This window comes from Acinetobacter sp. 10FS3-1, assembly GCF_013343215.1.
Lineage (GTDB): Bacteria > Pseudomonadota > Gammaproteobacteria > Pseudomonadales > Moraxellaceae > Acinetobacter > Acinetobacter lwoffii_C.
Genome location: NZ_CP039143.1, coordinates 1,263,726 through 1,275,468, shown reverse-complemented (window position 1 = coordinate 1,275,468; position 11,743 = coordinate 1,263,726). Strand labels below are relative to the sequence as shown.

The 11,743-nt window shown below is 42.6% G+C and carries 12 protein-coding genes and 1 other RNA gene; 5 read left to right on the top strand and 8 right to left on the bottom strand.

Annotation, left to right across the window (positions count from 1 at the left end):
* Positions 1-49 precede the first annotated feature (49 nt).
* Together E5Y90_RS05970 and E5Y90_RS05965 are read right to left on the bottom strand one after the other, a co-directional pair.
* Positions 50-787, bottom strand: coding sequence for a histidine phosphatase family protein (locus E5Y90_RS05970; protein ID WP_174659681.1), 738 nt, complete (start codon positions 785-787; stop codon positions 50-52).
* Between the two features lie 60 nt (positions 788-847).
* Positions 848-1,699, bottom strand: coding sequence for a 3'(2'),5'-bisphosphate nucleotidase CysQ family protein (locus E5Y90_RS05965; RefSeq protein ID WP_174659680.1), 852 nt, complete (start codon positions 1,697-1,699; stop codon positions 848-850).
* 13 nt (positions 1,700-1,712) lie between these two features.
* On the opposite strand from E5Y90_RS05965, the gene E5Y90_RS05960 reads away from it, so the two are divergent.
* The 4 genes from E5Y90_RS05960 to E5Y90_RS05945 all read left to right on the top strand — a co-directional run bounded on the left by E5Y90_RS05960 (position 1,713) and on the right by E5Y90_RS05945 (position 4,723).
* A complete protein-coding gene (locus E5Y90_RS05960) occupies positions 1,713-2,399 on the top strand; it encodes an HAD-IA family hydrolase (RefSeq protein ID WP_174659679.1) in 687 nt (228 codons plus the stop codon).
* Positions 2,392-2,832, top strand: coding sequence for an RNA-binding S4 domain-containing protein (locus E5Y90_RS05955; RefSeq protein ID WP_151203790.1), 441 nt, complete (start codon positions 2,392-2,394; stop codon positions 2,830-2,832). The genes E5Y90_RS05960 and E5Y90_RS05955 overlap by 8 nt, the downstream gene beginning before the upstream one ends.
* 145 nt (positions 2,833-2,977) lie before the next feature.
* Positions 2,978-4,018, top strand: coding sequence for a recombinase RecA (gene recA, locus E5Y90_RS05950; protein WP_151203792.1), 1,041 nt, complete (start codon positions 2,978-2,980; stop codon positions 4,016-4,018).
* 90 nt (positions 4,019-4,108) lie between these two features.
* The gene (locus tag E5Y90_RS05945) at positions 4,109-4,723 is read left to right on the top strand and encodes a regulatory protein RecX (protein WP_174660570.1); all 615 of its coding nucleotides are present in this window, start codon (positions 4,109-4,111) and stop codon (positions 4,721-4,723) included.
* 239 nt (positions 4,724-4,962) lie between these two features.
* Here the strand turns inward: E5Y90_RS05945 and ffs are convergent.
* An RNA gene (gene ffs, locus E5Y90_RS05940) (signal recognition particle sRNA small type) lies at positions 4,963-5,059 on the bottom strand.
* Positions 5,060-5,357: 298 nt separating this feature from the next.
* On the opposite strand from ffs, the gene E5Y90_RS05935 reads away from it, so the two are divergent.
* The gene (locus tag E5Y90_RS05935; protein WP_174659678.1) at positions 5,358-6,143 is read left to right on the top strand and encodes a YbgF trimerization domain-containing protein; all 786 of its coding nucleotides are present in this window, start codon (positions 5,358-5,360) and stop codon (positions 6,141-6,143) included.
* A gap of 61 nt (positions 6,144-6,204) precedes the next feature.
* On the opposite strand, the gene lpxA is transcribed toward E5Y90_RS05935, so the two are convergent.
* The 5 genes from lpxA to bamA form a co-directional block, all read right to left on the bottom strand.
* On the bottom strand, positions 6,205-6,993 hold the full coding sequence (lpxA, locus tag E5Y90_RS05930) for an acyl-ACP--UDP-N-acetylglucosamine O-acyltransferase (RefSeq protein WP_174659677.1): 789 nt from the start codon (positions 6,991-6,993) through the stop codon (positions 6,205-6,207).
* Positions 6,990-7,475, bottom strand: a complete 486-nt coding sequence (gene fabZ, locus E5Y90_RS05925) for a 3-hydroxyacyl-ACP dehydratase FabZ (protein ID WP_373688392.1) — start codon at positions 7,473-7,475, stop codon at positions 6,990-6,992. The genes lpxA and fabZ overlap by 4 nt, the downstream gene beginning before the upstream one ends.
* 5 nt (positions 7,476-7,480) lie before the next feature.
* Entirely contained in the window at positions 7,481-8,551 is a 1,071-nt protein-coding gene (gene lpxD / locus E5Y90_RS05920) for a UDP-3-O-(3-hydroxymyristoyl)glucosamine N-acyltransferase (RefSeq protein ID WP_174659676.1), read from the bottom strand.
* A 4-nt stretch (positions 8,552-8,555) separates the two neighbouring features.
* Positions 8,556-9,053, bottom strand: coding sequence for an OmpH family outer membrane protein (locus E5Y90_RS05915; RefSeq protein ID WP_174659675.1), 498 nt, complete (start codon positions 9,051-9,053; stop codon positions 8,556-8,558).
* A 79-nt stretch (positions 9,054-9,132) separates the two neighbouring features.
* On the bottom strand, positions 9,133-11,718 hold the full coding sequence (gene bamA / locus E5Y90_RS05910) for an outer membrane protein assembly factor BamA (protein WP_174659674.1): 2,586 nt from the start codon (positions 11,716-11,718) through the stop codon (positions 9,133-9,135).
* Positions 11,719-11,743 lie beyond the last annotated feature (25 nt).

Sequence of the window (11,743 nt, the reverse complement as noted above, 5' to 3'; positions counted from 1 at the left end):
TCATGTATCAAGCTTTTTAAAATACGAAAAATGTAGAAAGAATAAAAAGTTAGAGATTTAAGTTTTTAAAATCCTGAATATTTAATTCTGAAACCTTACCACGCCAGATCCATTTTAGCTTAGACTCCAAAAACACATCTCCCTCAAACCACACAAACAGCCCTTCCATCATTTCCGGCCAGTCCTCGCGACTTACTTCCTGCCGACCGGACATCACCGCAATCATGGCTGCCAGAATAGTATCGTGGCTCACAGCAAGGCTCACACCGTACTTGTTTTGTGGATGAGTGTTATAAATTAACTCCAATACATCCACTACGCCACGAATCGGGTGTTTCATTCCCGGCAAAGCATTATTGACGAAGCTGTTAATAAAACCCAGCGCTCCCTGTTTAGCAAAATAAGGGCCGGCTTGCTGAATATCCAGCACAAAGCTTCCCGGCTCGACCAGCAGCCCTTGCTCAATAATTTCAATCCGATGAGTATTCGGCTCAGCTGTAACTCCATCCGCGCCTTCAATCATTAAGGCGGCAGTATCAATACAGCGCTGGATCGGACTGGAAATACAATGCTGGATAATACGATCTGTGCGATCGGCCAGATAAGCCCCCCATTCCTGCGCCAGTTCTCTTCCTTGCTCAGTCAACTGTAGATCATAGCCTGCCAGCCCTTGGCCCTGGACATTTTCACGGATCGAGTGACGTGTGAACAAGGTGACCGGGGTCTGTCCATCAGGTAATAAATCTATAGCACTTAACATGCTGGGTGGAAGCAGCTTTAGGGACACGTCTTGACCAGTTCCATTCGTGAAGGATTATCCTTCACTATAACATGCTCAGGATTTTGCTCAATGCTTGGACTGCATATCGCCCAATGCCTTCAAGGCAAGCATTTTCATCTTGTGATTCTTATAAGCAATAAATCCGCCATTCAGCAAGGTGTCACGCTGATTATAAATGAATGGCCGCCCTTCCAGGTCGATCAGGCCACCACCGATTCGTTCGATCATGCACTGGCCAGCACTGGTATCCCATTCAGCAGTTGGGTGAAATCGGGGATAAATATCCACCTGATCTTCCAGCATCATACAGAACTTGTAAGCACTGCCTGCCTTAAACTCGCTATATGAAGTGAATTTAGCCAAGCTTTGCAGATATTCAACATATTTCGGCTTCTGCTGGCTACTCTGACTCAGACCAACATATACAGCCTGATGATCCGTCGCCGCTTCATAGCTGAACCATACATTATGGTGAATATCATATTTCAACGGCATGTCGTGCTCGGGGCAGAAATAAATCAGCTGCTGAGCCGGAACAGCCAATATGGCGAAGGTGGTCAAGCTCCCCCTCACCAGACTCAAGTTAATGGTAAATTCAGGCCGCTGGTGCAAAAACTCTTTGGTTCCATCTAAAGGATCAAGCAACCAGAATTCTGACCATTCATGACGCTGGTCCTGATGACCTTCTTCCGACAATAACGGTAACTCCGATATATCTGCCAAGGCTTGAGTCAGATATTTATTCACCCGAAAATCTGCTTGTGTCACCGGAGAATCATCACTTTTCTTGACAATATCAAATGCAGCACCCGAGCAATAAAGCTGATATTCTTCTCGCAAAATTTCACAAGCCTGTGTCAAGATGGGCACAAGCTGCAAAATCATGGGATCTTGTGGTGTTATTGTCGTTTTAAACATAGAAAACCTTAATATGTCGAATTGCTCAGAAAAACCGGCCGTTTTTTTTGATATGGACGGAACCTTGCTTGATCTTGCCTATGATGATTTCATCTGGAACGAATTATTGCCAGTACGTTATGCTGAAACACATGGCTGTAGCCTGGAACAAAGCCGCGCCACCCTGTATACCTTCTATCAACAACACAATCATACCCTAAACTGGTACTCTTCAAGCTTCTGGACGGCTAAAGTTGGAGTCGACGTCCTGGCCATGCAAATAGAACATAAACATAAAGTGGCTTTGCGTCCTTATTGCCTTGAATTGCTCGACTATCTGAAAAGCAATGATTATCCGATCTGGCTAACCACGAATGCCGACTGTGCCAGCTTGGCGTTTAAACTCGAACAGATGAATTTAAAAGATTATTTTGATGTGATTGTCAGCTCGGAAAGCATAGGACATGCCAAAGAGTTTGTAGAATTCTGGCAAGGTTTAAATGCCCTGCATCCTTTTAATCCAGAGCAGGTTTATTTTATTGATGATACCGAAAAAGTCCTGAATGGTGCCCGTGCTTACGGGATTCAGAACCTGTTTAGCATCCAGCAACCCTCGTCTGGCAAAGTTGCACGCGAGACTTGCAATTATCCAATGCTGCACCAATTAACAGAACTGATCACCCATTTAAATCAAACTGAGGTAAGCAAGCAATATGCGTAAATCGTCTTTACCTGAAGATGCGGTAGGCATGCGTATAGACAAATGGCTGTGGGCGGCACGTTTTTTTAAAACCCGTTCAATTGCCAAAAATGCTATTGAGGGAGGCAAAGTCCACCATAATGGCGAACGGGTTAAAGTATCACGCGAAGTCCGTGTCGGAATGGAGTTGACGATTCAGCAAGGCATCGACAAGAAAACAGTAGTCGTGAAAGAACTTTCCGATGTACGCGGTCCTGCGCCAGTCGCACAGAAACTTTATGAAGAAACTGAAGTCAGTATTGCACGCCGGGAATTGATTGCATCACAAAGAAAGTTGCATAATCTAGCCCGTCCCGATCATCGGCCGAGCAAAAAAGACCGCCGGGACATCAGTAAATTCAGAAATGAAAATAGTCAGAACTTTGACCAGCAGTGGTCATATAATGATGATTGAATATAAGCGTCAGAATGTGTCGCAACACACCTGACATTGATAGAATAGCAAGGCATTTTCTGTCACCATACACTTGTGGAACGAAGCTCTAATTTAAGACATCCACTTGAGTACTAAGTTTGTGACATCGTATTGAGGTTATAAGATGGATGAGAATAAAAATAAGGCGCTTAATGCTGCCTTAAGCCAAATTGAAAAACAGTTTGGTAAAAACACAGTGATGCGTCTTGGTGACAATACCGTGCAGGCAGTTGAAGCTGTATCTACAGGCTCATTAACGCTTGATATTGCACTCGGTATTGGTGGTTTACCGAAAGGCCGTATTATCGAAATTTATGGTCCTGAATCTTCAGGTAAGACCACGATGACCCTGCAAGCGATTGCTGAATGTCAAAAAGCAGGCGGCACATGTGCATTTATCGATGCCGAGCACGCGCTTGATCCTCAATACGCCCGTAAACTTGGTGTAGATATTGATAACCTATTGGTCTCTCAACCCGATCATGGTGAACAGGCACTTGAGATTGCAGACATGCTGGTACGCTCTGGTGCAATTGACATGATCGTTGTCGACTCCGTGGCTGCCCTAACCCCTCGCGCCGAAATTGAAGGCGAAATGGGCGACTCACATATGGGCCTGCAAGCACGTTTGATGAGCCAGGCACTGCGTAAAATTACCGGCAATGCCAAACGTTCAAACTGTATGGTGATTTTCATTAACCAGATCCGTATGAAAATTGGTGTAATGTTTGGTAGCCCGGAAACCACGACTGGTGGTAACGCACTGAAGTTCTACGCTTCTGTACGTCTGGATATTCGTCGTATCGGTCAGGTTAAAGAAGGTGACGAGATTATTGGTTCTGAAACCAAAGTCAAAGTTGTGAAAAACAAAATGGCGCCTCCATTCAAAGAAGCCCTGTTCCAGATTCTGTATGGTAAAGGCGTAAACCATCTAGGTGAACTGATCGACCTTGCCGTACAGCAAGAAATCGTACAAAAAGCCGGTGCATGGTATTCATATCAAGGCGACAAGATTGGCCAAGGTAAGAACAACACGATTCGCTACCTGGAAGAACATAAAGAAATGGCTAAAACCATTGAAAAGCTGATTCGGGAGCAACTGCTTACCAAAGCCGTAATCACTGAAGAAGATGATAAAGAAGAAGCAGATCTTTTAGATGCCTAATCTATTATTTGTTTAGTCTTTAAACACCATCCAGAGCGCCCTACGGGGCGTTTTGTTATGATGGACTGGTTTACTTTATTCGAGATCAGCATGTCGGACACAAAATTCAGTAAGCTCTTGGACTATGAAGCGATTAAGCAGCAGTTTGGTGATACTGAAGATTCAGCACACACCTCTACTGTTCCGTCTCAAGTTTTGCCAGAATTTGATCCGGAAGACAGTTTATTTGGACAGCCGAATAAGCAAGAGAAAAAACCAGGCCTTAGCGGCTCTCGTCTGCGTTCTTATGCCTTTGCCGTCTTAACCCGCAAGGAATATTCCAAAGCTGAGCTGATCGAAAAACTGGCGCTTTATGCAGAAGATCGTAATGAGGTCATCGCTTTGGTCGATGAGCTTGCAAAAGAAAATTACCAGAGCGACCAGCGTGTCGCTGAAATCATGCTATCGAGTCAAAAGCGCAAAGGCAAAGGCCCCAATCAAATTAAAATGAAGCTTAAAAGCAAGAAAATTGATACTGCTTTAATTTCAGAAGAGCTCAAGGAAACTGACTGGGTACAACAGGCCTATGAGCTTAAACTTAAAAAATACGGCCCAGAAGTCAGCAAAGACCCCAAACTTAAAGCTAAACAGATCCGCTTTCTGATGTATCGTGGTTTTGAAATGGATGCGATCATAAAAGCCATTAGCCGCAAGCCTGAAGACTAACCCTATTCTTTCTTCAATATATTCATTTACTCAGTTTTCCAGTTCTTAACTTTAGTCCTACCGATTTCTACTCATTCAATGATGATACATCTGTCAGACGAAACACTGAGGTGTTGATAGAGCAATAAAATTAAATAAAAAATGCGATAGGTAGGTTTTAAATAGAAGAGCTTAAATCTAATCGGATAAATGAGATTGCGAAAGATGTATAATTTTTATAATTAAATATATGGTGGCAACCCTACCAGCAAAGCTTCGGCACATCACAGTTCTATTACCGTTGCTACCTTCCGGTCCTGGCGGGGTTCATAGAGTGCAATTGCGAAGTAACCGGCAGGGCTACCATTGCAGGAACAGAGTATAAAGATTTTTAAGGAAGTTGCAAGTACTTGTATTTAAAATTAGCTCACAAGCTATCCGTTTGATTACTTTAGAAACAGTCTGGATATTTTAGCGCTTTTTGATTGATCTTCATATTCAGTTCATGAACAGCAAAATTAACTGAATCTTTGTAAAACCTTGTTGCAATTTCTAAAAATGCCGTTTTTAATGTGGATAATAGAGAGCAGATCTTCTTGTTGATATAACTGTGTAGCGAGACCTAGGTCTCGCCAAGAATTATGGAAATTATAGAATGTTTAAGAAAACGGCATTGTGTGCTTTGACTGCACTCTTTACAACGCCCCTGCTTGCCGCCATTCCAATAGAATCACGCGGATTAAGCCAATCCAACAATCCTGCAGCACAAGCCGCTATTTCTACCAGCTCAGATACGCCTGTACAGACCAATACCAGCTGGCAAATCATGCAAAAAAACCAGCAGCTTGAAAATGATTTGCGTAGCTTGCGCGGAAAAATGGAAGAGCAGGAAAACGAGATTGAACGTCTTAAAAGCGAGCTGACCAACCGTTATGCCGACTTAGATCAGCGTCTGGAATTATTACAGCAAAAAATAGAACCGACCGAGGATGCACCAACGGAGGATAATCAACAGGATACTTCTCCCAGTTTGAGTTCAACACCCGCAGCAAACACCAGCAGCACACAAGCTAATGAGCAGGAAAAAGCCGCTTATACCATTGCACTGGATGCTTATAAAAATGGCGGTGCTGCTAAAGCAATCGCACCAATGCAGAATTTTATCAAAAACAATCCCAATAGCGTGTATATCAGCAATGCGCACTTCTGGCTGGCTGAGTTTAATCTGGCCATTGATCCACCCAATTTTGCAGAAGCCAAGCGTAATTATACGGTGGTTACAGAACACTTTCCCAAATCATCGCGTGCACCACGTGCCTTGTATCAGCTTTATAGCATCAGCAAGGATGTAGAACACAAGCCTGATGTAGCGATGCAATATAAAAACCAGCTATTAAGTCAGCATCCACAATCAGAAGAAGCGCAGTATTTTAAATATTAAATAAAGGCTGTTTAGAAAATAAAAAAGACACTCTCAAGGTGTCTTTTTTATAAAAAATGCTTTAGCGTATGATTCCGCGTTTTGATTGCTCCAGAGAGTCAATTAAACGCTGCGCTTCAGGCACTTCTGGTAAAATCTCACTACGAATTTTTTCAAGCGCTTCCTGAGTGGTCAGACCCGATTTATAAATGAGCTTGAAAGCTTCACGTAAGCGATTGACCACATTCTTGGACCAACCCTTACGACGCATCCCTTCCACATTCATGGCAAATGCATGTGCAGGATTTCCAGACACCATTACATACGCTGGCACATCTTTGAGAATAAGTGAAGCACCGCCAATCATGCTATATGAATCAATTTTGCAGAATTGATGAATTCCGGAGTTACCTCCAACCACAACATAATCACCTACATGCACATGGCCAGCTACACCGACATTATTTGCAAAGATATTATGATCGCCCACCCTACAGTCATGGGCAATATGCGTATTCACCATCAGCAGGTTATGACTACCCACTTTAGTAATGCCCTGATCCTGAACCGTACCACGATGCAAACTACAATGTTCACGAATCTTGTTGTGATCACCAATTTCTAGCCAGGTTTCTTCACCTGCATATTTGAGATCCTGACAAACTTCGCCCACACTGGCGAACTGAAAAATTTCATTATATTCACCCATACGCGTATAGCCACCCACCACAACATGTGAATGAAGTTTGCTACCCGCGCCAATAGTGACATTCGGTCCAATAATACAATATGGACCAATTTGCACATCAGCAGCAATTACTGCTGATGAGTCAATAATGGCAGTTGGGTGAATAAGGGGATTATTGCTCATGCCTGCTCGACTTTTTGATGCGAAACCATAATTTCCGCGGTTGTTGCGACGACGCCATCTACAGTGGCAATACAATTATATTTGTAAATGCCTCGTTTTTGCATCACTAATTCAGCTTTTAAAACCAATTGATCACCAGCAACCACTTGTTTTTTAAATCTGACCTTCTCAGCGCCAGCAAACAGGAACAAAGAACCTTCACTTGGAACTTCGTTATTCATGACAAAACCCAAAATTCCAGAAATCTGAGCCAATGCTTCAACAATCAGCACGCCCGGCATGATGGGATAATTCGGAAAATGACCTTGCAAAAACTCTTCATTAATCGAGACGTTCTTATAACCAACAATACCATTTTCAGTAATATCGACTACACGATCAACCAGTAAAAATGGATAACGATGGGGCAAATATTCACGAATTTTTTGAATATTCATTGGTAATTCAGGCTTCGTCAATGTAGGCAAATTCGACTCTGTCATCATAATTATTTACGCAACTTTAATGTTGATTCAATGGACTCAATTTGAGATTGCATATGATCCAATCGTTTAGCCAACTGGGTCAATGGCACATCTGCTAATTGTCTGAGGCGAACCACTGTGCGTTTCCATTTCTGATTTTCAAACAATCCAATCCCCGAAGAATATTTTCCATCTTCAGAAATATTATTTGTCACCATTGACATTCCAGTCAAAGTCACATTATCAGCAATATTTAAGTGCCCAGAAATTGCGGTACCACCACCAATGATACAGTTTTTGCCAATTGAAACACTTCCTGCAACAGCAGTTTTCGCAGCAATAGCGGTATTGGCACCTATTTTAACGTTATGCGCGATTTGCACAAGGTTATCAATAATAACACCTTGTTCCAAAATCGTATCATCCAACGCACCACGATCTATACTACAGTTCGACCCAATCCGGACGTCATCAGCGATGCGAACAGAACCTAACTGGGCGATCCTGTGCCATTTCCCTTGGTAAGGCGCAAAACCAAAACCTTCACTACCAATCACGGTATTGGCATGAATACGGACACGGTTACCAATTTTGGCTTCGCCGGTCAGGGTCACATGTGCATCAATAAAACAGTCCTGACCGATTTCGACAGCATCATCAAGATATGTATGTGCTTGAATAATCGTATTTGCACCCACCACACAATCCTCACCAATCACTGCATAGTGACCAATATAGGCATCGTCGGCAATTATTGCTGAAGGATGAATTTGTGCCGTACTTTCAATTCCACGCTGGCTCTGTTTTTTTTCAAAAACATGCGTCAGGATTGCAAAAGCCAGATAAGGATTAGCCACCACAATAAAGTTTTGCTGTGAAGTGCATTGCTGTTTCAGTTCAGCAGTGACAATGAGCGCACCCGCCTGACTTTGATTGGCCTGCTCTAGATATTTGTCTGCATTAACGAATGCCAGATCTTGTGACGTTGCATGTTGAAGACTGGCCAAACCTCTCAAATGCAAATCTGCCTGACCTACACACTCGCCTTGAACCAGGCGAGCGAGATCAGCTAACTGAAGCTGTTGATGATTCATTGATTTACTTAATTGCATTAACCTTTTGAATCATTTTATCAGTTAAATCATACTTGGCGTCATAAGTAAGCGTGGAATTTTTATTTAAAACCACATCCAGGTTGTTTTCTTTACGCAATTGCTCTGCAATCTGTTTCACACGTCCATCAAAAACTGTCCGGATTTGCTGAATGGAGCTTTGTACACTGCCTTGTACGGTTTGCTGAAGCTGTGCCAATTCCTGAAGTTTAGCCTGATATTGAGCTGACATTTTCTGCTTTTCAGCATCACTGATTTTGCTATTTGCCTGCGCTCGCTGCTGTAAAGCCTCAAGCTCTTTACTTAACTGGTCAATCTTGGTGGTTTGAGGCTGAATTTTTTGCTGGAATGCAGTATTTTGCTGCTTTAAATAAGTACTATTTTCAACCACACGCTCCAGATCAATTACACCAATCCCGGCTGCTTGAGCCAAAGGTGCGAATGTTGCTAAAACCAGGCTCATTGTCATCATTATTTTGTTCATAATTTTCACTCTTTCAAAAAATTTGCTCACAAGGCCACAACCTCATGAGCAAATTTTATATTCTTCATGGATAAGTAATTTAGAATGTACGTCCGATTTCAAATTGTACATTCTGGGTATCATCACCCGGCTTATCGTTAAGTGGATAAGCATAGCTGAGTGATAATGGGCCAATCATGGTAATCCAGGTAAAGCCTGCACCAACGCTATAGCGCATATTGCCACTATCAAAGCCGAAGTTGTCTTTACAGTATTGTTTTGCATCTACACCAGGATCATCCATTTTACCAGTCAAATACAGCTTACCTGATGGTACATCACACTGAGTATCAAATACTTGAGCACCTTCAGCAAACAGTACTGGACGCACCTGACGTGCCCAATCCCCTTTAAACGGCACAGGCAATACCAACTCAGCACCAAACTGAATTAGCGCATTACCACCCACTTCTTCTGGATCATAATCTCGTTTGCGTGATTCGTTATAAGTTACACCAGGGTATTTAGGTCCAAGCGTACTGTTTTCATAACCACGCACTGAGCCATAACCACCAGCATAGAAGTTCTTATAGAATGGCAGATCATTACCATAGCCTAGCTTACCGTAACCGCGCAGCACAAAGTCCTTACCCAATGGGAAGAGTGCTTGTGCATCATAAGATACTTTTTGATATTCCACATCACTGCCCGGTAATGCAATTTCTGCATTGACTCGATGTGACATTCCCGTAGTTGGGAAGACTGGACGGTTTAAAGTGTTATATGACCAACCTAGATTTAAATTATAAGTCAGGAATTCTCCACCAAACTCATCATCAAATGAGGTAAAACCAATATCTTGATTATTACCATCTCGGCAAAGACGATCAAAATAACCTTCTGGTGGATTAGAAGGTTTTTCCAGATCAGGATCAGCTGCTAAATCAATCTCCCATTGTGATTTTAGGTTATCGCTCGAACAATACTTACCTTCGCCTTTAGCTTTACCACCATTGGCTAACAAATAATCCCGAACATAGGTCGAGACATAGGGACCAGTCGTCACTTCAGTCTGGTCAATATTCAGGCCCAAACTTACACTTTGGTTTTCATCAATTGGATAACCAAAATTGATCCCACCACCAAAACTGTCAGTCACATAGTTATTGACGTTATAATCATCATCTAGTTTGGTTTTACGATAGTAAAGATTATAGCCACGACGTACGCCATCAATGGTAAAATACGGGTCCATCACGCTCAAGTTATAATAATCTTGAGTTTCAGAACGGGACAGGTCTATAGAGACGCTATTCCCTGTACCCAAGAAGTTGGTTTGACTTAAGCCAGCCTGGAAGGTCACACCACCACTTTGCGAGAAACCAACTGCCAGTGTACTGGTTCCCGAATGTTGTTCTTCTACTGCAATATTCAGGTCAACCTGATCAGGTGAACCCGGAATACGTACAGGTTTAACATCTACACTCTTAAAGAAACCGGTGCGTTCCAGACGAACCTTTGACAGATCAATCTTTTCGTTACTGGCCAGTGCCCCTTCCATTTGGCGCATTTCACGACGCAATACTTCGTCTGCGGTCTTGGAGTTACCTGTAAAGTTGATACGTCGTACGGTAATCTGTTGACCCGGATTAATATAATAGTTCAAATCAACTTGCTTGGTTTCTTCATTAATCTGAGGAACCACATTCACTTCAGCATAGTAATAGCCAGCATTGCCATATTTACGTAGCAACAACTGCTTGACTGCATTCACTTTTTCCTGTGAATACACTTCACTTTCTTTATACAGCTGTAAAGCTTTTAACTCTTCAGGCTGATAAAGCGCATCACCCAAGAACTTGGTTTGACCAAATTTAAACTGCTCACCTTCATCGACTGAAACCTCAATGAACACATTTTTTTTATCTTCACTCAGGTTCAGGCTGGAGTTGGCGATATTAAAGTTAATGTAACCACGGTTCAGATACATCGCACGCAAGGCTTCCAGACTCGCAGCCATCTTTTCACGTGCATAGCGGTCATTACGCGAGACCACTGAACTCCAACCACTTTCCTTGACGGCAAAAGCCTGCTTAATCTCGGATTCTTTAAATACCGTATTCCCGATGATATTAATATCAAAAACTTTAGCGGCTTTGCCTTCTACAAAGTCAATCAGTAATTCAACCCGGTTATTTGGTCGCGCAGTGGTGGTTACCTTAATATCGGCATCATAACGGCCTTGCTGCATATATTGCTGTTCAAGCTCGGACTCCACTGTTTGCAGCGCAGATTTTCTCAGCACCTCGCCTTCAGCCAAGCCCATTTTTTTCAGGCCTTCTTCAAGTGCTTCTTTTGGAATCAACTTGTTGCCTTTGAGCTCAATCTTTGAAATAACCGGACGCTCTACCACCTGGAAAACCAGAGTATTTCCCTGCTGAACGGCTTTGATATCATCAAATAACCCTGATGCAAACAGGCTACGAATTGCATTGGCAATCACAGGATCATTCACACGGTCACCACTGTTGACCGGCACCAAGCTATACAGATTTTCAGGAGTTAAACGTACTAATCCATCAAATTTTATATCTTGTACAATGAATTCATCTACTGCATATACTTGTTGTGCTGCTGCCATTGCACTAACGAGTGCCAAAGGCATAAATAAATGTGTGTGCTGCATGCCAGTCTTTTCCGCTGTTAATTTA

Coding starts and splice junctions, on each gene's coding strand:
- E5Y90_RS05915 (WP_174659675.1), bottom strand. CDS start 9,053: ATGAACAAAATAATGATGACAATGAGCCTGGTTTTAGCAACATTCGCA.
- E5Y90_RS05955 (WP_151203790.1), top strand. CDS start 2,392: ATGCGTAAATCGTCTTTACCTGAAGATGCGGTAGGCATGCGTATAGAC.
- lpxA (WP_174659677.1), bottom strand. CDS start 6,993: ATGAGCAATAATCCCCTTATTCACCCAACTGCCATTATTGACTCATCA.
- E5Y90_RS05945 (WP_174660570.1), top strand. CDS start 4,109: ATGTCGGACACAAAATTCAGTAAGCTCTTGGACTATGAAGCGATTAAG.
- E5Y90_RS05960 (WP_174659679.1), top strand. CDS start 1,713: ATGTCGAATTGCTCAGAAAAACCGGCCGTTTTTTTTGATATGGACGGA.
- fabZ (WP_373688392.1), bottom strand. CDS start 7,475: ATGACAGAGTCGAATTTGCCTACATTGACGAAGCCTGAATTACCAATG.
- E5Y90_RS05935 (WP_174659678.1), top strand. CDS start 5,358: ATGTTTAAGAAAACGGCATTGTGTGCTTTGACTGCACTCTTTACAACG.
- E5Y90_RS05965 (WP_174659680.1), bottom strand. CDS start 1,699: ATGTTTAAAACGACAATAACACCACAAGATCCCATGATTTTGCAGCTT.
- recA (WP_151203792.1), top strand. CDS start 2,978: ATGGATGAGAATAAAAATAAGGCGCTTAATGCTGCCTTAAGCCAAATT.
- lpxD (WP_174659676.1), bottom strand. CDS start 8,551: ATGAATCATCAACAGCTTCAGTTAGCTGATCTCGCTCGCCTGGTTCAA.
- bamA (WP_174659674.1), bottom strand. CDS start 11,718: ATGCAGCACACACATTTATTTATGCCTTTGGCACTCGTTAGTGCAATG.